Annotated in this window: 16 protein-coding genes; 11 read left to right on the forward strand and 5 right to left on the reverse strand. The window is 57.7% G+C overall.

Annotated features, from left to right (window positions below; genetic code table 11):
* Nucleotides 1-2,547 (reverse strand): DNA gyrase/topoisomerase IV subunit A, encoded by a 2,547-nt coding sequence (locus tag ACQQCD_RS10135; RefSeq protein ID WP_430268270.1) that lies wholly within the window; start codon nucleotides 2,545-2,547, stop codon nucleotides 1-3.
* A 62-nt stretch (nucleotides 2,548-2,609) separates the two neighbouring features.
* Between ACQQCD_RS10135 and ACQQCD_RS10140 the strand changes: the two genes are divergently transcribed.
* The 3 genes from ACQQCD_RS10140 to ACQQCD_RS10150 are packed head-to-tail and all read left to right on the forward strand — an operon-like array spanning nucleotide 2,610 to nucleotide 7,369.
* Nucleotides 2,610-5,312, forward strand: coding sequence for a GNAT family N-acetyltransferase (locus tag ACQQCD_RS10140; RefSeq protein WP_430268271.1), 2,703 nt, complete (start codon nucleotides 2,610-2,612; stop codon nucleotides 5,310-5,312).
* Nucleotides 5,313-5,361: 49 nt separating this feature from the next.
* Complete coding sequence (locus ACQQCD_RS10145; protein WP_430268272.1) at nucleotides 5,362-6,147, forward strand: DUF5998 family protein; 786 nt, start codon at nucleotides 5,362-5,364, stop codon at nucleotides 6,145-6,147.
* A 1-nt stretch (nucleotide 6,148) separates the two neighbouring features.
* A complete protein-coding gene (locus ACQQCD_RS10150; RefSeq protein ID WP_430268273.1) occupies nucleotides 6,149-7,369 on the forward strand; it encodes an alkaline phosphatase family protein in 1,221 nt (406 codons plus the stop codon).
* A gap of 76 nt (nucleotides 7,370-7,445) precedes the next feature.
* Here the strand turns inward: ACQQCD_RS10150 and sepH are convergent, their stop codons facing one another.
* Entirely contained in the window at nucleotides 7,446-8,804 is a 1,359-nt protein-coding gene (gene sepH, locus ACQQCD_RS10155) for a septation protein SepH (RefSeq protein ID WP_430268274.1), read from the reverse strand.
* A 239-nt stretch (nucleotides 8,805-9,043) separates the two neighbouring features.
* Between sepH and ACQQCD_RS10160 the strand changes: the two genes are divergently transcribed.
* Entirely contained in the window at nucleotides 9,044-9,343 is a 300-nt protein-coding gene (locus tag ACQQCD_RS10160) for a DUF4193 domain-containing protein (RefSeq protein WP_430268275.1), read from the forward strand.
* 115 nt (nucleotides 9,344-9,458) lie between these two features.
* Here the strand turns inward: ACQQCD_RS10160 and ACQQCD_RS10165 are convergent, their stop codons facing one another.
* On the reverse strand, nucleotides 9,459-9,929 hold the full coding sequence (locus ACQQCD_RS10165; RefSeq protein ID WP_430268276.1) for a DUF3093 domain-containing protein: 471 nt from the start codon (nucleotides 9,927-9,929) through the stop codon (nucleotides 9,459-9,461).
* An 82-nt stretch (nucleotides 9,930-10,011) separates the two neighbouring features.
* Here ACQQCD_RS10165 and dut point away from each other — a divergent pair, with 82 nt between their 5' ends.
* The 4 genes from dut (at nucleotide 10,012) to ACQQCD_RS10185 (ending at nucleotide 12,314) form a co-directional block, all read left to right on the forward strand.
* Entirely contained in the window at nucleotides 10,012-10,485 is a 474-nt protein-coding gene (gene dut, locus ACQQCD_RS10170; RefSeq protein WP_430268277.1) for a dUTP diphosphatase, read from the forward strand.
* A 22-nt stretch (nucleotides 10,486-10,507) separates the two neighbouring features.
* The gene (locus ACQQCD_RS10175; RefSeq protein WP_430268278.1) at nucleotides 10,508-11,242 is read left to right on the forward strand and encodes a DUF3710 domain-containing protein; all 735 of its coding nucleotides are present in this window, start codon (nucleotides 10,508-10,510) and stop codon (nucleotides 11,240-11,242) included.
* Complete coding sequence (locus ACQQCD_RS10180; protein ID WP_430268279.1) at nucleotides 11,235-11,588, forward strand: hypothetical protein; 354 nt, start codon at nucleotides 11,235-11,237, stop codon at nucleotides 11,586-11,588. The genes ACQQCD_RS10175 and ACQQCD_RS10180 overlap by 8 nt, the downstream gene beginning before the upstream one ends.
* Before the next feature lie 93 nt (nucleotides 11,589-11,681).
* Complete coding sequence (locus ACQQCD_RS10185; protein WP_430268328.1) at nucleotides 11,682-12,314, forward strand: DUF3159 domain-containing protein; 633 nt, start codon at nucleotides 11,682-11,684, stop codon at nucleotides 12,312-12,314.
* Between the two features lie 86 nt (nucleotides 12,315-12,400).
* On the opposite strand, the gene ACQQCD_RS10190 is transcribed toward ACQQCD_RS10185, so the two are convergent.
* Nucleotides 12,401-13,150, reverse strand: a complete 750-nt coding sequence (locus ACQQCD_RS10190) for a potassium channel family protein (protein ID WP_430268280.1) — start codon at nucleotides 13,148-13,150, stop codon at nucleotides 12,401-12,403.
* Complete coding sequence (locus ACQQCD_RS10195) at nucleotides 13,147-13,821, reverse strand: potassium channel family protein (protein WP_430268281.1); 675 nt, start codon at nucleotides 13,819-13,821, stop codon at nucleotides 13,147-13,149. The genes ACQQCD_RS10190 and ACQQCD_RS10195 overlap by 4 nt, the downstream gene beginning before the upstream one ends.
* A 133-nt stretch (nucleotides 13,822-13,954) precedes the next feature.
* Here ACQQCD_RS10195 and ACQQCD_RS10200 point away from each other — a divergent pair, with 133 nt between their 5' ends.
* From ACQQCD_RS10200 to acnA, 3 genes are all read left to right on the forward strand, one after another.
* Nucleotides 13,955-15,967: an APC family permease gene (locus ACQQCD_RS10200; protein WP_430268282.1), complete on the forward strand. Its 2,013-nt coding sequence runs from the start codon at nucleotides 13,955-13,957 to the stop codon at nucleotides 15,965-15,967.
* Complete coding sequence (locus ACQQCD_RS10205) at nucleotides 15,964-17,298, forward strand: class I SAM-dependent RNA methyltransferase (RefSeq protein WP_430268283.1); 1,335 nt, start codon at nucleotides 15,964-15,966, stop codon at nucleotides 17,296-17,298. The genes ACQQCD_RS10200 and ACQQCD_RS10205 overlap by 4 nt, the downstream gene beginning before the upstream one ends.
* 66 nt (nucleotides 17,299-17,364) lie before the next feature.
* Entirely contained in the window at nucleotides 17,365-20,175 is a 2,811-nt protein-coding gene (gene acnA / locus ACQQCD_RS10210; protein ID WP_430268284.1) for an aconitate hydratase AcnA, read from the forward strand.
* Nucleotides 20,176-20,335 lie beyond the last annotated feature (160 nt).

Here is a 20,335-nt window from a genome sequence, read left to right on the forward strand (position 1 = left end):
TTAGGCTTCTTCGATAGATGTTTCAGGCTCGGTGGCGACTTCGCGCTCCGTCATGGAGGGCCCAACCCGTTCAACAGCTTGGGATAGTGGAATGCCGGAACCGTCTCGGCGGCCGTGCTCCAGCGGCAGCGCACGAGCCACACCAGCCTGGCTTGATCCCTTCGCGGGGCCATGGCCAGCCCAAGCAAGAAGCAATTGGTCTTCGCCCTTGAGGAAGCGGTGAGCCCGGACACCAGCCGTCGCACGGCCCTTAGCAGGGTACTCAGCGAAAGCACTGACTTTCGCAGCGCCTGGGTTAGTGCCAGGCAGTGCACCTTCCAGACCCGAAATCGTTACAACGACGGCGTCCTCGTCTTCGGCGCGAACGGAACCAAAGAAGATCACCGAGTCGTTTGCGGCAAGTTTGATTCCTGCCATTCCTGCTGCCGTGCGGCCTTGCGGACGTACGGCAGTTGCCGGGAACCTCAGAAGCTGGGCTCCGCGGGTCACAAACACCAGATCGTGATCGTCAGGAGCCGGGGACACTGCAACAATTTTGTCCCGGTCCTTTAGCGCAATGATTTCCCAGTCTTCGCGGTTGAGCGGGTAGTCGGGCTGGACACGCTTGACCACACCTTGCTCAGTGCCAACGGCCAAAACAGTGTCCAAAGGTACAAGGGCCAGCAGGGTTTCACCCTTGTTGAGGGTAATGAAATCCTTGGCGGCAACACCACCAGCCAGGTTGGGCAGCCCGGAACTAGGTGGAAGCGCCGGCATGTCCATCACTTGAACACGCAGCATCCGGCCCAAGGACGTGACGGCCGCGATCTCACCGCGTGCCGAGGTTTTTACCACCGAGCTAAAAACATCATGCCCGTTCCTAGGACCAGCCTCCGCGAGGGGTTCTTGGTTGGCGGTGCGCGCAATTTGTCCCGAGGTGGTCAAGATGGCCCAGCACGGGTCATCAGGGATTTCTAGGGAGAGAGCATTTTTGCCCGCCGCAGCCCCAGTTTTACCGGTGCTTGCGGCCAGTGCACCTGCAACCGTGGGGGAGACCGCCTCGGATTCGAGAAGTACTGTTCGCCGCGGAGTGGCGTACTTGTTGGCAACCTCTTGAAGTTCGTTTGAGACGAGTTCACGCAGGAGTACGTCTGAAGCCAGAATTGCTTCGAGCTCTGCGATTTCTTTGCGCAATTCGTCTTGTTCTTTTTCTAGCTCAATCCGAGAGTATTTGGTGAGCTGGCGCAGGCGCAGTTCAAGAATGTAGTTCGCCTGAATTTCGCTGAGGTCGTAGATCGACATCAAACGGTCGCGTGCTGCTGAGGCTTCGTCGGAACTACGAATGATCTGGATTACTTCGTCAATATCGACGATAGCAATCAGCAAACCCTCCACTAAGTGCAGGCGTGCTTGCTTTTTAGCTAGCCGGAATGCGGTTCGCCGCCGAACTACCGAGAGGCGGTGCTTCACGTACACTCGCAGCAGATCCAGCAGTCCTAGGGTTTGCGGCTGTCCGTCAACCAAGGTCACGTTGTTGATTCCAAAGGAATCTTCCATGGGTGAGTAGCGGTACAACTGTTGCAGAACAGCGTTCGGGTTAAAACCGTTTTTGATTTCAATGACCAAGCGCAGACCGTGCTGCCGGTCCGTGAGGTCAACAACATCGCTGATGCCTTGAAGCTTTTTGCTCGAGACAGCATCTTTGATTTTCTCGATGACCTTTTCCGGTCCCACCATGTGCGGCAGTTCAGTGACTACCAGTCCTGTGCGCCGTGCGGACAGCTGTTCAATCTCAACCTTGGCGCGGGTCTTGAAGGAGCCACGGCCATTGGCGTAGGCGTCACGGATGCCGTCCAAGCCAACAATGCGTCCTCCGGTGGGCAGATCCGGACCCGGGATAAAACGCATGATGGCGTCGAGGTCCGCCTCGGGGTTGGCGATTAGATGCAGCGCTGCAGCAATTACCTCGCCCAAGTTGTGCGGGGCCATATTAGTTGCCATACCTACGGCGATACCCGTGGCGCCGTTGACCAGAAGGTTTGGGAAAGCGGAAGGTAGTACTTCCGGCTGGGTGAGCTGGTTGTCATAGTTGGGGACAAAGTCCACAACGTCTTCATCTAGGTGGTCAGTCAAAGTTAGCGCTGCCGCGGCAAGGCGAGCTTCGGTATAACGCGGTGCTGCCGGTCCGTCGTCGAGCGAGCCAAAGTTTCCGTGACCGTCAATCAATGGCAAGCGCAAAGAAAAGTCTTGGGCCATACGAACCATGGCGTCGTAGATGGCAGTGTCCCCGTGAGGGTGAAGCTTTCCCATCACCTCGCCCACCACACGCGCGCTCTTGACGTGACCACGATCGGGGCGTAGGCCCATCTCGCTCATCATGTACAAGATGCGTCGCTGTACTGGTTTGAGCCCGTCACGCGCATCCGGAAGTGCCCGCGAATAGATCACCGAGTAGGCGTACTCCAAGAAGGAGCCTTCCATTTCGGAAGTTACGTCGATGTCGATGATGTTTTCGGTAAAGGGCTCCGAGTCCGCACTTTGCGGAGCCGGACTCTGGCGGCGGGCCATGGGCGGCAAATATTCCTTTGGGTCACGGCGGTATGCCGAGGATTGTTCGTTACGCTAAGCCTATGGTGGAACCGTCCTTGGGCAGTGGATATCCGGAATATTGGGAAGCAGATGTCGTACTCCGTGACGGCGCAACGGCACATTTACGCCCCATTGCGCCCAGCGATGCAGACGCTGTGCAGGCTTTTCACGCGCAACAGTCCCAAGCATCAATTTACCTACGGTTCTTCTCTTTCAAGGCCAAACTCAGTGCCAAGGAAATCAAACGCTTCACGGAGGTTGATCACAAGGACCGAGTGGCCTTGGTCATGACTTTCGCTGGTGAAATTATTGGGATTTCTCGCTACGACAGGCTCGAGAACCCGGACGAAGCCGAAGTGGCATTCAACATCTCTGACCGCCATCAGGGCCGCGGAATTGGCTCCATCTTGTTGGAACACTTGGCAGCCGCTGCGCGGGAGAACGGAATCAAGCGGTTTACAGCAGAGGTTCTGCCAGAAAACCGGAAAATGTTGATGGTGTTCGCCGATGCCGGCTATGAAGTACAACGCCACTTTGACGACGGTGTGGTGAGCGTTGGCTTCAACATCTCACTCACCCAAAAATCGCGTGCCGTCATGGAATCACGCGAACACCGTGCGGAAGCTAAAAGCGTCCAGGGCCTCCTCGCCCCGCAAAGCATTGCCGTCATCGGGGCCAGTAGGACCTGGGGCAAGCTCGGATACCAGTTGCTCCAAAACATCGTTGAAGGCGGATATACCGGTTCCGTTTTTGCCGTAAACCCTGAAGCAATCGAGCTTGCTGGGATGCTCAGTTACGGCAAAGTGTCCGAGATCCCTACAGCGATTGATCTAGCAGTGATTGCTGTGCCGTACAGCGAAGTCCCTGCGGTGGTCCAAGAGTGTGCTGAAGCAGGCGTTAAGGGCGTCTTGATTGCCACGGCTGGCTTCGCCGACGACGGCGATGTAGGACTTGCTCGTCAACGTGCCATCGTGCGCCACGCTAGGGCCAACGGAATGCGTGTGATTGGACCAGCTTCTGTGGGGCTAATCAATACAGATCCCGCAATTTCCCTCAACGCCTCAGCGGCACCAGCCCTACCCGTGGCCGGAGGGCTGGGTCTCTTTTCACAATCAGCCGCTATTGGAGTGGCACTCTTTGCTGCCGCCAGCAGGCGCTCCTTGGGTATTTCTAGTTTCTTATCCGCGGGAAACCGGGCAGACGTTTCAGGTAACGACCTCATGCAATTCTGGGAAGACGATCCGGACACCAACGCCGTGGGTATGTACCTTGAGTCAATTGGTAACCCCCGCAAATTCTCGCGCATTGCCCGCCGTATTTCCCGCACCAAACCGGTGATTGTGGCAAGGTCCCTTGTGACCGGTGCCGAACTGCCCCCGGGGCACGTGGTTCGAACGACTCGAGCCCCGCAAGGCGCCGTGGACGCCATGTTCCGCCAGTCCGGTGTGATTAGCGTTGAAACGGTAGAAGAGTTGTGCGATGTCTCCCAAGTGATCTCTACGCAGCCCTTGCCACGAGGTGGTTCCATCGCAGTGATTAGCAATTCGCTAGCCTTGGGCAAGGTGGTGGGGGACAGCGCTCGTGCTCATGGATTGACCGTTCAACGAACCGTTGCTGAGCTGGATCTGGACACTGGAATGTCTCTTGCGCTGCCAGCTCTGCGGGAAAGTCTGAGCGAGGCATTAGAGCACGACGGCGTGGATGCGGCAGTGGTGACACTCTTGCCTTCACGGGGACTCACGGTTGAACACATTGCTGAAGTGCTTCAAGAGTGTGGAGCTCAGGCGGGAAAACCAGTGGTGGCCGCGTTCACCGGCATTTTAGACGTTTCAATCCACGTAGAAGGACTCCTACGCATCAGCAAAGACTTCCCAGCATTGCCGTGCTACTCCAATCCAGGGGCAGCCGTAGCAGCGCTCGCGGCCGTGGTTGGCTACGCGCGGTGGCGCGAGCAAGAACTCTCGCAAGAAGCAGTCCTAGCAACAGTTCCTGAAGGGCTCCAGCCGGCCAAGGCTGAATCACTTCTTGAACGGCTTCTCCGAGGCCAAAACGACGCAACCCTGATGAGCCTTGAAGGCACGGCTGCTCAAGAATTCTTGGATTGTTATGGCATCAAAGTTTTGGAATCTAGGACTTTTGAAACTCCGCTCGAGGCAGTCGCCGCCGCCGACGAGCTCGGTTGGCCAGTTGTTCTCAAAACCACCAACCCGGCACTAAAACACCGCATCGATTTGGGTGGTGTGCGGCTAGATATCCGTGATGGGGCCTCATTGCGGCGCAACATCGTGGCCATGGAACGCGCTTTGGCCGCGTACGGTAAGTCCGGAATGGAAGTCCAATCTATGGCAGGGCTGGGGCAGGCCTGTGTTGTCCGAGCAATTGAGGATCCGCTGCTGGGCCCGGTAATCTCCTTTGGGATGTCCGGTGACGCGGTGAAATTGCTTGATGATTGGGCACACCGCATCCCGCCCCTCTCAGACCAAGACATCAACGAGCTAGTGCGCGCTCCCAGGGCCAGTGTCAAGCTCTTTGGCTACGAGGGGCTCCCCGCCGTCAACGTGCAGGCTCTAGAAGATTTAGTGGCCCGCGTTGCGGTGCTCAAAGACAATCATCCGGAAGTGGCGCTTCTGGATTTCGCGGCTGTACTTGTCAGCCAGAACGGAGTCAGCGTTCTGAGCGTTGACCTCAAAATTGCGAACCCGGAGCAACGAACGGACAGTGCACGCCGCGCCATGCGTGCATAGAGTGAACGGAATTTAGCACCACTGGCGCTCTCAATGCGAAAATGGCTAGATGACATCCAAGACGCCGTCCCATTCCGGGCCATCAAACGTTCGCGGAAGCAAAGTGCGCGGAAGCTCGGAGGGGCTCAAAGAGGCTCTCAACCGGGCAGCCTTTTATCCACTTCTGGTCGCTGATGTTGTTGATGACGCACTGGACGGACGAGCCTCATTAGCTCACCTAGTCCACCTCGAAACACACTTTGATCGGGCCGAGGTTCGCCGGCATATCACCGTGCTGGTTTTGACCGAGGACATGCTGGTTGTCACCCACGTCGACGACCAGCAGCTCGATGAAAGTGGTGAACAGGTACTGGCACAAGTTTCCACCGAATCGGTACCCGTAACGCAGATCCGCTCCGTCATTCTCAGCTACCTGTACGCTCAGCCACAAAACTACAAGCCCAGCGATCAAGCACGAGAGCTTACCTTGGCGATTGCATGGTCAGGCGGACAACGTCTTGATGTGGGACCGGCTAATTGTGGGGACCCACAATGCGAGGCCGACCACGGCTTCACCGGAACAGTAGCCCAAGAGGACATCGTTTTGAGGATCAGCTCCGAGGCCGATGGCGCTCAGGCAGTCCAGTCAGCCAAGACGTTTGCCCGGGCACTCCGGGCTGTGAACACGGCAGGGCAAACAATTGCCGTCCCACTCTCGGCAACGTCCCCCGTTGAACACCGTTCAGGCGAGACCACGCTGCGGCCAAACGTCCATCCAAGTGGCCCGAGCCGTCTGGGCGGTCTGAACGGCATTTCAGCCTTGGCAAGTAGCCTGAGCCGCAGGCTGCGGCGCTAGCATGGCGGATCCAACGGCTCACTACGAACTACCTAAGCCCCCTGCCTACGGGAAACAATCGATCGCCGAGGTACTCGAGTCTGGGGCCGCCAGTATAGGGCTTCCGGGTTTCTCAAATAAGCTCAATCTGCCTCCGGCCCAGCGTGTATGCGTGGTGCTGGCAGATGGTTTAGGACGGTCCATGCTCAAAGCAAAAGGTGCACACACGCCGTTTATTCGAGCGGCGTTGGCGGCAGGACAAGGTTCAGTTCCCACATGGTTAGACGCCGCTTTCCCCACTACCACCGCTGCCTCTTTGGCCAGCCTTGGCACTGCTAAAGAACCTGGCAAACACGGAATGGTGGGCTACGACGTTCTGGACCCTCAGTTGGGCCGAGTAGTGAACATGCTGGGCAATTGGGATGCTGACGTTGACCCCACCACATGGCAGCCAGAAGCTACAGTCTTTGAACGGGCGAGCCAGCACACCGAGGTGGTGACGGTGAGCCTGCCCCAGTTTGCGGACTCAGCAATGACCAAGGCAGCATTGCGCGGCAGTAAGTTCATCGGCGGAGGAAACTCGCACGCGCGGACACAAGCAGCTGCTGAAGCCATGGCTAGTTCACCGAACATGCTGATGTACTTCTACACCAACGAGTTAGATAAAGCAGGCCACCGGGACGGTTGGCGATCGGAACAATGGGAAGTCCAACTTGAAGAGTTAGACCACACCATCAAACGCCTTGCCACAACACTTCCCAGCGGAACCACCATCTTGCTCACTGGAGACCACGGCATGGTGGACGTGCCGGAGAGTCAGCGCATTGACTTCTCAGCTGAACCTGAACTGATCAGGGGAGTCCGATACACCGCGGGCGAGCCGCGGATGGTCCACCTCTACCTCGAACCTGAGCTCGATCCAGCCGCAGCTGAAGCACTTTTGGGAACTTGGCGAACCCGGTTCGGTGAAAAAATTTGGGCCTTTACTCGTCAACAAGCCATTACGGCTGGGCTGTTTGGCCTGGTTGAGCCACGCGTCATTCCACGCATAGGTGACATAATGATCGCCGCCCGCGAAGAGCTAGCGCTCTATGACACCCGCCGAGTGCGGCCCAGTGCTATGGACGTTGTGGGCCAGCACGGCTCTCTAACCAAAGCCGAACGGGAAGTACCCCTGGTGATGTTCACGGCAACCGGTAACCCCAAAACCAGCCCAAAACGCTCACACACGTCCAAACGTTAACAGCTCACACATTTGAAGGAGCTCACACAGCGCAAGATCCTTCGCGCCGGATTGAAGCTTTGCGTCTTACAGCTAGCTAGTCGCCCTTGGTGCCAAAAACTATCTCATCCCAGCTCGGTACGCTCGAACGGCGCTGTTTGGCAGGCCGACGTTCCGGTTGCTGGTCCTTACGCGTTGGCTTGGATTCCTGGGTGGAATCCTTAGGAGATTTTGCGTGGCTTAAAGCGGAATCTTCGCTGGGGACTTCCTCGGAAAAGTCCTGATCCTCGGCTGTCGCTGAGCTGTCCTGATCTGCGGATTGTCCCGAACCGTTTCGAGCACCGCCAAGGAGCTCATCCGCCAGCGTGGGGGTGGTCCGGGCCGGGGAGGCGACCACTCGGATCTCACGGGTGTCGGTACTTACGCCGTCGTGCAAACGCAAGGACTCGTCGTCGTTCATCCGTGGCGCAAGGGAAAGCTTGCCAAAGCGCGATGCGGCAGGTGATACCGGCTGAGATTCCTCAGCAGCCGGCTCGTAGTCATCATGCTCTGCAGCGTTCCAATCAACGGAATCATCAGACTCGGCGTCGTCTTCATATTCGGCAGGACGGGGATGCGCGGCAGGAATACCGTTAGTAAGGATCAGCGCTAAAGCGTCATCTGATTCTTCGTCCACACCCAAGCGCTGGCCGCGGCGCGAACGCAGCATGTCCAACAGCGAATCCGAATCGGAGACACCAGCAGGAACGTCATCGGCGTCGGTCTCAAAATCAAAGGGTCGATCAGAAACGGCTGAAAGCCTGCGGGCGGGAAGCGGCCCATCGAGCGGTTCTAGCTCGCTCAATTGTTGTGCCCAGCGGTTGTTATTCTGAATCGATTTGTGAGCTGGGTTGTAACTCCACTGTGCTGGAGGCTCTTCGCCAACTCCGCTGCGGGCGGCGTCCGGGACAGTAAATTGGGCCACCACTGTCCAGATACCGTCTTCGCGGCGCCAAGAATCCCACTCAACAGTGTTGGGCTTGATTCCGTGAGCCGTGAGGCGGTGCGAAACCATCTCGCCCAAAGACGCCGGCTCATCACCAAAAGCTGAGCGGTACACGTCATGGCCGGGGCTGGGAGTGGCTACTTCCACCTTCCGCGCGAGCTGGGTGATGTACTCACGCTCGGCCAAAACTGGGCCCTCATAGCGCTGAACGTGGGCAAGATCCAGGCCAGATTCTTCAGCAACTTCAGCGGCTGTGGCACCGGCCCGGATCCGTGCCTGGATATCCCTAGGGGTTAACGACTTCTTAGCCGGGTCGCCTGCGGCGGCCTCGGCTGCAATTCTTGACGGTGTCCGGCTTGCGGCTACTCGCAATGCTTCATTGATGGGCAGCAAGAACACCTCACCACCATTTCCGCTGAGCAAGAGATGCTCGCCATCTTCATGGACACCTACAAGTCGTAGATCCTGCATAGAAATCCTCCACCCTTGCCTGGCCATCTAAGCAATGACTCTGCCACCACATACCCGGAATTCCTACTATCCGGGAGGGCGTGCCGCGATTTTTGCACCTATAGATGGCATGATGAGTTGCCGCAAGGGCACAAAAGCCGGTGTCCGAACGTTGACATACACGGATTCGTAGTTTTTGTAGTCGTAGTGCGAATCAGCTCTAGACGAGTAACACCGAAGGGAAGCGTGAGCAGTACACCATGGCGACAGATTATGACGCCCCACGTAAGACTGCGGAAGAGCCCGCCGCGGAATCAATAGAAGAGCTCAAAGCACACCGCTCGGACGCCCAATCAGCAGTAGTTGATGAGGATGAAGCCGAGCTGGCCAACTCTTATGAGCTGCCTGGTGCGGACCTCTCCGGTGAAGAACTGCAGGTTACGGTGCTCCCAGCACAAGCAGACGAGTTCACGTGCGCCTCCTGCTTTTTGGTGCGTCACCGCTCGCAGATTGCGCTCGAAAAGAACGGCTTAACGTACTGCAAGGACTGCGAAGGCTAGCTCGCAGCAGGCTGAACGAGGCACGCTGAACGAGGCACGCTGAACGGGGTGCGCTCAACGCAGAACCGTAGTATCGGCGCGATGAGGGGAACGGCTGGGATTGGTGCAGTGTTGCTTAGGAGAGCGCCTTGACCAAAGCTGCCGGATGGCGGGTCGAGGCTAGCCAATACGGGGTTTTGTCCTGAGGGTCCAAGATTTGAATCTTCACCACAGAGGAAATCCACCCGCGGATGCACAAGTAGGTCAGGCCATTGAGCCGAACACCGCGCTCGGCTGTGGCCTCGGCCCCCTCAAACGCTTCAACCGTGCCGAGCAGGGAACGCTCAATGGTGGCTCGTCCAACTCGGAGAGTGGCAGGTGTGACCTCGATGGTGGGTGTTGAGGTGTAGAGCATCACTGCCTGGATAAGAAACAAAACGATCGCGGCAATGTACCCAGAGGTCATGTTGATAGGCGCGAATACTAGGATTCCTGCACCGGAAATCCCCAAAACCACAATCCAAATCCACACCGCTGGCCACAAACGTTCGGTGTACAGCACCGTTGAGGAAGTGGCAGGGGGAATCTGGGCGGAAGTCTCAGGCATGTACTTAGCTTTCCACTCTTGGCGCCAGTTCTCCCAATTGGTCAGTGCAGTGCCCCGTCTTCAACCGCTAGAGTGGGGCACTGTGAACCAAGAGATACAGCCTGGACTACGGATTCAACTCAAAATGCTCGACGCCGGACTGGAAGCGCCTAGTTATGCCCACCCAGGTGACGCTGGGGCGGACCTGCGGGCCAGGGAAGACGTAACGCTTGCTCCTGGCGAGCGGAAACTTGTGCCCACCGGCGTCGCGATTGCGCTTCCTTTTGGGTACGTTGGGTTGATCCACCCGCGCTCTGGACTTGCTACTCGGCACGGGCTCACGGTGGTGAATGCGCCCGGTACCGTGGACGCTGGGTACCGTGGCGAAATTGCGGTGACGCTGCTCAACACCGATCGCAGCGAAACTATAGAACTCAAGCGCGGCGATAGAATTGCCCAGATGGTCATTCAGCGAGTGGAGTACGCGCAGTTTGAACACGTGGACGAGTTGCCCGATTCGGTTCGGGGCGACGCTGGCTTCGGCTCAACCGGTGGCTTTGGTCAAGTCCAAAACTGAAACAATAGAGGAGCAGTTCCCCATGGCTTTTGGGCGTTCAAAAAAGGCGAAGAATGAACTCGTGAACGACGAGCAGATTGACGTTCTTCAAACGCCTGCAGTTAGTACCGAGAAGGCCCCTTTCCCGCGCGCCGAAACAGGTCCCTTTGACGTCTCCGAGGTTGACGACAACGAAGACTTGATTGACATGGGTTCGCTACGCCTCGTTGCAGCCCAGGGTCTCGAACTCCGGCTCGAGGTGGAAGAGTCCACCCAGCGGGTTATCGCAGTGACCATGGACTTAAAAGGTTCCACTGTGCAGTTGCAGCCATTTGCGGCTCCGCGCTCGGAAGGGCTGTGGGACGAGATTCGCGAGCAGATCAGCCAATCGGTGGCTAGCCAAGGCGGGCACGTCGAAGAAATTCAAGGTTCCTTTGGCACAGAGCTCATCGCCAAACTTCCTGCCCAGACAGCTGATGGTGGTCCCGGCCAGCGAGTAGCCCGCTTTGTTGGCGTAGACGGGCCTCGATGGTTCTTGCGTGCCGTCTTCGGTGGCGATGCGGCACTTGAACGGGAAGCGGCAGCTGAGTTGGAAGATTTGTTCCGCAAGGTTGTTGTGGTCCGGGGCGAAAGCCCCATGCCGCCCCGGGATCTATTGCCGTTGAACCTCCCCAAGGACGCGATTGGTCAAGCCCCTGAGCCGGCTCCGTATTCACCTGACGAGGCTCCTACGTTGACCGCGCCTGAACGCGGCCCGGAGACAACACACATTGGCTAATCACGCTGCGTATGCCTTTGGCGGAGCCGATTTCTCTACTGTGGCCCAATTGCCGGAGCGGGGACGGGCGAGGTGCCGTGGGTACATCGAATCGGTCACATTCGCCCCATGGACGGCAACGCCAGTTTTTACCGCCATTGTGGTTGACCTCGATGAAGGAAAAACAGCCAACGAACTCAAGACCAAGCGGACAAACCGGGTGAAACTTGTGTGGCTCGGACGGCGCAGGGTGCGAGGGATTGACCCGGGCACTCAGATTCGTTTTGAGGGTATGGTCTCTCACAATGATTCGATCCCAACAATTTTCAACCCGCGGTACGAGATTTTGGCCCACCAGGAGCACTAAGTGAATGCCCACAACGATCCGCAAACTACCGCGCCCAACGAACCTGAATCCGCATTTGCCCAGACCGCTAGTGGATATGCCCAAAAGGCAGGAATAAAGCGTAAGGCCGATGGCCAAATCGACATGATGCATGCCGCCGGTGGTGTGCAGGGTATCGCTGAAAGCATTGTGCCGGGTTTGGTGTTTTTGGTGGCTTTTACTATCAGCCATGCTTTGCCGGTCTCGTTGATCGCCGCTCTTGCTGTCTCCGCCGTGTTCACAGTGATCCGGCTGGTCCAACGGCGCCCGGTGACCCAAGCGCTTGCCGGAATTATCGGCGTCGGAATTTCTGCGTGGTTCGCCAACAGCACCGGTAAGGCTGCGGACTTTTATCTTCCAGGCTTCCTGACTAATAGCGCGTACATCGTTGCGATGGTGATTTCAATTGCTGTGAAGTGGCCGGTTGCTGGCTTGTTGTTTGGTTTTATCCGCAATGAGGGCATTGAGTGGCGCAAGAACCCACTACGTGTTCGCGCCTATCAATGGGGCACGTGGATCATCGTTGCTGTACTGGCCTTGCGCCTAGCTGTCCAGGTTCCGCTCTACTTGATGGGCGACGCCGGACTAGCGGCGCTGGGGACAACCCGCCTTTTGATGGGTGCACCGCTGTACATATTGGGTTTGTGGGTGGCATGGATCCTTACCCGCGACGAGGCTGCTAAATACGACGAGTCGACAAAGAGCTAGAACTTAAAGAACTAGAGCTTAAAGAACTACGGCGCCGCTCGCCCTGAAGGCGACACGGCGCCGTAGCGCTACCGGGACTGGCGAATCTAGCCGTCGAAGCCGTCGTCCTCAGGAGTTTGGGGATCTTCAGCCAAGGTGGCGTCTGGCGCAACTGCCCGAGGCTCGTCGTCCTCGTTGATACTGGCGGCGAGAAGTTTCCGCAGCCCGTCCTCGGCCGCAATGGTGGTAACGAGGAACAGCTCATCTCCACCCTCTAGGACGTCATCAAGGCTGGGCGTGATGGGCGCTTGGTCACGCAAAATAGCCACGAGGGTGGCATCGAGCGGCCACTCGATGCCACCAACAGTTTTGCCAATCAAGTGCGAATCGTGCGGAACCGTGAATTCCACAAGGGAGGAAACACCGGTTTGGAGGGTGAGCAGGCGCACCAAGTCACCAATCTCCACGGCTTCCTCAACTAGTGCTGTCATCAACTGCGGTGTGTTCACTGCAACGTCTACACCCCAAGAGTCGTCAAACATCCAGTCATTTTTGGGGTTGTTAACACGGCCCACGGTGCGGCCCACACCGAATTCGGTTTTGGCCAGCAAGGAAACCACCAGGTTGACCTTGTCGTCACCGGTAGCCGAAACAACAACGTCCGCTTCTTCAAGCTTTGCGTCCTTGAGTGTGCTCAGTTCGCAAGCATCGCCAACCAGCCAGTGGGCCCCGCGCAGTCCGCTGCGGCCAATGACTTCGGGCTTCTCATCGATCAAAAGAATTTGGTGCTTGTTGATGAGCAGCTCACGGGCAATGGAGCAGCCAACGCTTCCCGCCCCTACGATCACAACTTTCACTGTTCCTCCTTGGCGGGAGCCTTAGCCAATTGGTGGGACGCATGGTCCAAACCGTCAACGGGGACGATTGCGTGGATGGTGTCGCCTTCTTGATAACTGCCAGCGGGGTCAACCATCACGCCCTCACCAAAGCGGGTTAGGTAAGCAATTCGAATTCCTCCAGCAGCCTCGATTTGGCTCAGGCGGTGACCTTGCCAGTCTTCGTGGAGCTGCATTTCCGCCAACATCAGGCGGCCCGAAGGTTCACGGAAGTCCCCGGTGATGGTCTGCTCGGGAAGAATCCGGCGGAGCACCTGGTCGGCGCTCCAGCGCACAGCAGCCACCGTGGGGATACCAAGTCGCTGGTAAATCTCGGCCCGCCCTGGATCGTAGATTCGGGCTACAACGTGAGGGACATGAAACGTTTCGCGGGCAACGCGAGTGGCCAGAATATTGGAGTTGTCGCCTGAAGAGACAGCTGCAAAGGCGTAGGCCTCTTCAACACCAGCTTGTTTGAGCGTTTCACGGTCAAACCCAACGCCTGTTACTTTGCGTCCACTAAATCCGCCTCGTAGCCGGCGGAAGGCTCGGTCATCTTGATCGATGATGGCTACCGAATGGCCCGCGTCTTCGAGGGTGTGCGCCAGTGTTGCACCCACCCGGCCACAACCCATGATCACAAAATGTGCCACTTGGGAATCCTTACTGTCTATACGCCACTGTTAGTCCGCCCACCCCGGCGTGTCCACGCCACCACATTCGCTGCTAAAACATACAAATGCTGGGGCAATAGCTGGGTCTAATCTACCGGCGGCGACCCAATTCATGACATTGGCCCGCAAGACGACTAACTTTAGTCAGGTGCTCTCACTATTGAACGCTATTAAACGCGTCCTCGTTGGGCGGCCGTTCCGCAATGACAGGTTGGCGCACACCCTCCTGCCCAAGCGGATCGCCTTGCCGATTTTTGCTTCTGACGCCTTGTCATCGGTGGCTTATGCCCCGGACGAGATTCTGCTGACCCTAGCCCTCGCTGGTGTGGGGGCTGTGGCGTTCTCACCCTTGGTGGGTCTGGCAGTGATGGTGGTACTGCTGACGGTTGTTGCGTCCTATCGCCAAAACGTTCATGCCTATCCTTCCGGTGGTGGTGATTACGAGATCGCGAACGTCAACCTTGGCAAATATGCCGGCTTGACGGTGGCCTCGGCACTTTTAGTGGACTACGTCCTGACGGTGGCTGTGTCCATGTCGTCTGCGGCAGCGTATCTGACAACGGCCGTGCCCATACTTCACGGGCAGCAAGCGATGATAGCGACTATCGGCGTCGTTATTTTGGCGCTTGTGAACCTGCGCGGTATCAAGGAAGCAGGAACAGTATTTGCTGTTCCCACCTACATTTTTATGGCGTCCATATTGGGGATGACCGTTGTAGGTATCATTCAAGCCCTGACCGGGAGTTTGGGCCAGGCACCGTCAGCAGCGTTTGAAATTGTTCCCTCACCCGGCTTTGACGAGGGCCTTGTTGGATTGGCTGGCGCGTTTTTGTTGCTGCGGGCATTCTCCTCTGGTGCGGCAGCCCTGACGGGCGTTGAAGCCATCAGCAACGGTGTACCCAACTTTCAAAAGCCCAAGAGCAAAAACGCAGCCACCACCTTGCTGCTGCTTGGCGCCCTTGCCGCTGCGATGCTCGCGGGAATTCTGTACTTGGCCAACGCCACCAAAGTGCACATTGTTCTAGACCCGGCCAAGGAATTCTTGCTCAACGGCAAGCCGCTTCCCGAGGGGTACATCCAGAATCCGGCCATTAGCCAGATTGCGCAGACAGTTTTTGGCGCAGGGTCAATCCCGTTTTACATTGTGGTGGCCGCAACTGGCATCATTCTGGTTTTTGCCTCCAACACTGCGTTCAACGGCTTCCCAGTTTTGGGGTCCATCCTGGCGGAGGATGGCTACCTCCCGCGTCAATTGCGTACCCGAGGCGACAGGCTGGCCTACAGCAACGGTGTCCTAGCCTTGGCTGGCGGGGCTTTGGTCCTGATCTTGGCCTTCAACGCGGACGTCACTAAACTCATCCAGCTGTACATCGTTGGAGTGTTTATTTCCTTTACGGCCAGCCAGCTGGGCATGATCCGGCACTGGGGCCGGGAATTGCGCCGCGTTAAGGACAAATCACTGCGCCGGCGAATGATCAAGTCCCGCACCATCAACATGATCGGTTTTGGAATGACCGCGTTGGTGCTCGTCATTGTCCTGATCACCAAGTTTGAACAAGGTGCCTGGATCGCACTGTTGGCAATGTTTATCCTCTTTTTGATTATGTGGAGCATCAAGGCCCACTATGACAACGTGGCCAAGGAACTCTCCGTTGACGAGGATTCCTCACCACGGGCCCTGCCCTCACGTGTCCACGCCGTGTTATTGGTTTCCCACGTCCGTAAACCGGTTCTGCGGGCCTTGGCCTATGCTAGGGCTTCACGCCCTTCGCGGTTGGACGCAATCATTGTGGACATCACACCGGAGGAGACCCAACGCACACTCAGCGACTGGGAAAAACTCAAGATCCCGGTTCCGCTGACAGTCCTCGCGAGCCCCTACCGCGACACGATCACTCCCATCATGGAGTACGTGACCAATATGCGCCGCGACTCGCCCCGGGACCTCATTGTTGTTTACATCCCCGAATACGTAGTTGGAAAGTGGTGGGAGCAACTCGTCCACAACCAGACTGCGCTTCGAATCAAAACCAGGCTGCACTTCGAACCCGGAGTGATGGTGGCCAGCGTGCCATGGCAGCTGAAATCATCGGAAGAGGCAAAGAAACTGCAGGCACTTAAATGACCCAAGCTCAAGGCCGCACCGTGGAACTGACCGTGGGCCCGGTTGCACACGGCGGGCACTTTGTGGCGCGTTACGAAGGTCGCGTGATTTTTGTCCGCCATGGGCTCCCCGGCGAACGGGTGATGGCGCGGCTGACTGACTCCTCGGAGGACGCCAAGTTCTGGCGTGCCGACGTTGTGGAGGTCCTTGACGCTGCCCCCGGACGACGCGAACACTTTTGGGCTCCAGCAGATGCCCTTGCTGCCGCCGGACGCCGCGTGCCAGCGGTGGGTGGCGCAGAATTTGGGCACATTGAACTTTCCGTACAGCGTGAGCTCAAGGCCACGGTGATTGCCGAGCAACTTCAGCGCTTGGCAGGGCTCGAAACTTCCGTGGAAGTAGAAGCCGTGGAGATTCCTGGCGCTGGCGAGGACGGCCTGCATTGGCGTACGCGGGCGAGCTACGCCGTGGGCCGAGATGGGCGCCTAGGAATGCACGCGCACCGTTCGGATCGCATTATTCCGGTTCAAGAAATGCCTCTCGCTTCAGAGCAGATTAATGCTTTGCGTTTGTGGGAACTGGACTTAAACGGAATTGAGCGCATTGAAGTGGCTGCGCCGGCTAACGGCAGTGCACCGCTGGTGCTGCTGAATCCGGCGCCGGGAACTTCGGCCAAACGACTCTCGGCGATTCTCGCCGGCATTGATCCAGCGGCTTCGGTTGCCACGTTCAACCCGGGCGGGAGTGAAACCTTGCGGCTGCGCGGCCGTACCTGGGTGAGCGAGTCAGTGGGTTCTCATGAATACCGCGTGACTGGCGAAGGGTTTTGGCAGATCCACCGCCGGGCTCCGCAGACGCTCTCCGGGGCGGTTCAAGAATTCTTGAACGACGGCGGCTATCTCACCCCGGGTGCGAACGTGGCGGACCTGTATGCGGGGGCTGGTTTATTCACGGCACCGTTGGCCCAAGCGGTGGGGGAGAGCGGTGCGGTGCTATCAGTGGAGGGTGCACCAGGCGCCAGCCGGGATGCTCGCAAAAATCTCCATGGAATTCCTCAAGTGGAGATTGTGCAGGGCAGAGTTGAGAGTGTGTTGCGGCGCCAACCTCGCGCATTCGATGCCATTGTTCTTGACCCGCCCCGCGCGGGTGCTGGTACACAAGTGGTAAAGCAACTTATTGCGAGTTCACCACGGGCCATTGCCTATGTGGCATGTGATCCGGCTTCCTTCGCTCGTGACCTAGGCTACTTCCGCAATGCGGGGTGGAAGCTAGCGCAGTTGCGTGCGTTTGACCTTTATCCGAATACGCATCACGTGGAGACGGTCGCGTTGCTGCTACCGGCATCTAGTTAGGTAAACCTAACTAGCACGTGGTGATCTGCCAGACAAAGATGAAACTGTTGCGAGAGGAGTCCTGCGATGAGCACTGTGGACAGCTTCGGGTCAAAAGGCGTACTTAATGTAGCCGGATCCGAGTACGAAATTTTCCGGTTGAACTCCGTTGAAGGCGCCGATAGCCTTCCGTTCAGCCTCAAGGTATTGCTTGAGAACCTCCTGCGGACTGAGGACGGCGCCAACATCACGGCCGACCACGTTCGCGCTTTGGCCGGTTGGGACCCGGATGCCCAGCCAAACACCGAAATCCAGTTCACGCCAGCCCGCGTGATCATGCAGGACTTCACCGGCGTCCCCTGTGTTGTGGACCTGGCGACCATGCGTGAAGCGGTCAAGGAACTCGGAGGTGACCCCAAGCGGGTTAACCCCTTGGCTCCGGCTGAAATGGTGATTGACCACTCGGTTCAGATCGATGTCTTCGGTAACTCTGGCGCGCTTGAGCGCAACATGGAGATCGAGTACCAGCGCAATGGTGAGCGTTACCAGTTCCTGCGCTGGGGCCAGACTGCGTTTGATGACTTCAAGGTAGTTCCCCCGGGAACCGGTATTGTCCACCAGGTCAACATCGAGTACTTGGCACGCACCGTTATGACCCGCGAGGTTGACGGCGTTTTGCGCGCATACCCGGATACCTGCGTTGGTACCGACTCCCACACCACGATGGTCAACGGCCTGGGTGTTTTGGGCTGGGGTGTTGGTGGCATTGAGGCCGAGGCAGCAATGCTCGGCCAGCCCGTTTCCATGTTGATCCCACGCGTTGTTGGTTTCAAGCTCTCCGGTAACATCCCGGCTGGCGCTACCGCTACCGACGTCGTATTGACCATCACAGAGATGCTTCGTAAGCACGGCGTTGTTGGCAAGTTTGTGGAATTCTACGGCGAAGGTGTTGCAGCTGTTCCGCTAGCTAACCGCGCCACCATCGGTAACATGAGCCCGGAATTCGGTTCCACGGCTGCTATGTTCCCGATCGACGACGTCACCTTGGATTACTTGCGCCTCACCGGCCGCTCCGAAGAGAACGTGGCACTTGTAGAGGCCTACGCGAAGGAACAGGGCCTGTGGCACGATCCTTCCCGCGAACTGCGTTTCTCCGAGTTCCTCGAGCTGGACCTGTCCACGGTTGTTCCCTCCATCTCTGGCCCCAAGCGTCCTCAGGACCGCATTGAGCTCACCGATGCCAAGGAGCAGTTCCGCAAGGACATCCACAACTACGTTGGAATCGAAGACGGTAGCGTTGACGAATCCCTCGAGGAGTCGTTCCCGGCTTCGGATTCGCCGTCCTTCACGCACGCTGACTCGCACACCACCGAGTCCCCACGCGTCGTTTCGGCAGCGAACGGTGCACACGGCCGTCCGTCCAAGCCGGTTCACATCAAGACTGAAGACGGCCGCGAGTTTGAGCTCGATCACGGTGCCGTTTCCATCGCCTCGATCACCTCGTGCACCAACACCTCCAACCCCTCGGTGATGTTGGCAGCAGCTCTGCTTGCTCGCAACGCCGTGGAAAAGGGCCTCGTGTCCAAGCCGTGGGTCAAGACCTCCGTGGCTCCAGGTTCAAAGGTAGTTACTGACTACTACGAGAAGTCGGGCCTCACTCCGTATTTGGAGAAGCTTGGCTTCTACATTGTTGGCTACGGTTGCGCAACGTGTATTGGTAACTCGGGTCCGCTTGAGTCTGAGATCTCCGAGGCCATTCAGGCCAATGACCTCTCCGTCACGGCAGTCCTCTCGGGTAACCGTAACTTTGAAGGCCGTATCAACCCGGACGTCAAGATGAACTACTTGGCTTCCCCGCCGCTGGTTATCGCCTACGCCTTGGCTGGTTCCATGGACTTCGACTTCGACGCCGATGCACTTGGCCAGGACGCTGACGGCAACGACGTGTTTTTGAAGGACATTTGGCCGAACCCTGTTGAGGTTCAGCAGGTTATCGATTCGTCCATCGACGAGGCCATGTTCACCAAGGGTTACGAGGGTGTCTTCGAAGGTGACGATCGCTGGAAGGCGCTCAACACCCCTGAAGGCGACACCTTTGCTTGGGATCCGAAGTCCACCTACGTTCGGAAGCCCCCGTACTTCGAGGGTATGACCGCTGAGCCTGCTCCGGTCCAGGACATCTCCGGTGCTCGTGTGCTGTTGAAGTTGGGTGACTCTGTTACTACAGACCACATCTCCCCGGCAGGTTCCTTCAAGTCAGACACCCCGGCCGGTCAGTACCTGTTGGCCAACGGTGTGGAGCGCAAGGACTTCAACTCCTACGGATCTCGCCGTGGTAACCACGAAGTGATGATCCGCGGTACCTTCGCGAACATCCGCATCAAGAACCAGCTATTGGATGGAGTTGAGGGTGGTTTCACTCGCGACTTCACCCAAGCTGACGGCCCGCAGGCTTATGTCTACGACGCCGCTCAGAACTACCAGGCTGCCGGCACCCCGTTGGTGGTCTTGGCTGGTAAGGAATACGGTTCCGGTTCTTCACGTGACTGGGCAGCTAAGGGTACTGCGCTTCTGGGCGTCAAGGCTGTTATGGCTGAGAGCTACGAACGTATTCACCGCTCCAACCTGATCGGCATGGGCGTTTTGCCCCTGCAGTTCCCGGAGGGTGAATCCGCAGCAACGCTGGGCCTGACCGGCACCGAGACGTTCGCAGTTGAGGGAGTGACGGAGCTGAACAACGGCACCACCCCCAAGACTCTGAAGGTCACGGCAACCGCAGAGGATGGCAGCAGCAAGTCCTTCGACGCTGTCCTGCGCATCGATACGCCCGGTGAAGCGGACTACTACCGCAACGGCGGCATCTTGCAGTACGTACTGCGTCAGATCTCCGCCAACTAGTCGCCACTAGATTGCAGTTGTGGCTGTTTTGAGTTCTCAGAACAGCCACAACTGCTAGTCATTTGGGCACGGCGTGGCCTCCGCTGGTTTGCACCGGCGGGGGCCTTCTGCTTTTTTCGGATGTGTCCATCCGGGAACGCGCTAAAGTTAACGAGCACGT

Source organism: Pseudarthrobacter sp. J1763, from assembly GCF_050490295.1.
GTDB lineage: Bacteria > Actinomycetota > Actinomycetes > Actinomycetales > Micrococcaceae > JBNPEO01.

What these genes read in the sequence shown, in the direction of transcription:
- ACQQCD_RS10175 (WP_430268278.1), top strand. Translation starts at nt 10,508, where the DNA reads ATGGCTTTTGGGCGTTCAAAAAAGGCGAAGAATGAACTCGTGAACGAC.
- ACQQCD_RS10145 (WP_430268272.1), top strand. Translation starts at nt 5,362, where the DNA reads ATGACATCCAAGACGCCGTCCCATTCCGGGCCATCAAACGTTCGCGGA.
- ACQQCD_RS10160 (WP_430268275.1), top strand. Translation starts at nt 9,044, where the DNA reads ATGGCGACAGATTATGACGCCCCACGTAAGACTGCGGAAGAGCCCGCC.
- ACQQCD_RS10205 (WP_430268283.1), top strand. Translation starts at nt 15,964, where the DNA reads ATGACCCAAGCTCAAGGCCGCACCGTGGAACTGACCGTGGGCCCGGTT.
- ACQQCD_RS10150 (WP_430268273.1), top strand. Translation starts at nt 6,149, where the DNA reads ATGGCGGATCCAACGGCTCACTACGAACTACCTAAGCCCCCTGCCTAC.
- ACQQCD_RS10140 (WP_430268271.1), top strand. Translation starts at nt 2,610, where the DNA reads ATGGTGGAACCGTCCTTGGGCAGTGGATATCCGGAATATTGGGAAGCA.
- sepH (WP_430268274.1), bottom strand. Translation starts at nt 8,804, where the DNA reads ATGCAGGATCTACGACTTGTAGGTGTCCATGAAGATGGCGAGCATCTC.
- ACQQCD_RS10200 (WP_430268282.1), top strand. Translation starts at nt 13,955, where the DNA reads ATGACATTGGCCCGCAAGACGACTAACTTTAGTCAGGTGCTCTCACTA.
- ACQQCD_RS10135 (WP_430268270.1), bottom strand. Translation starts at nt 2,547, where the DNA reads ATGGCCCGCCGCCAGAGTCCGGCTCCGCAAAGTGCGGACTCGGAGCCC.
- acnA (WP_430268284.1), top strand. Translation starts at nt 17,365, where the DNA reads ATGAGCACTGTGGACAGCTTCGGGTCAAAAGGCGTACTTAATGTAGCC.
- ACQQCD_RS10165 (WP_430268276.1), bottom strand. Translation starts at nt 9,929, where the DNA reads ATGCCTGAGACTTCCGCCCAGATTCCCCCTGCCACTTCCTCAACGGTG.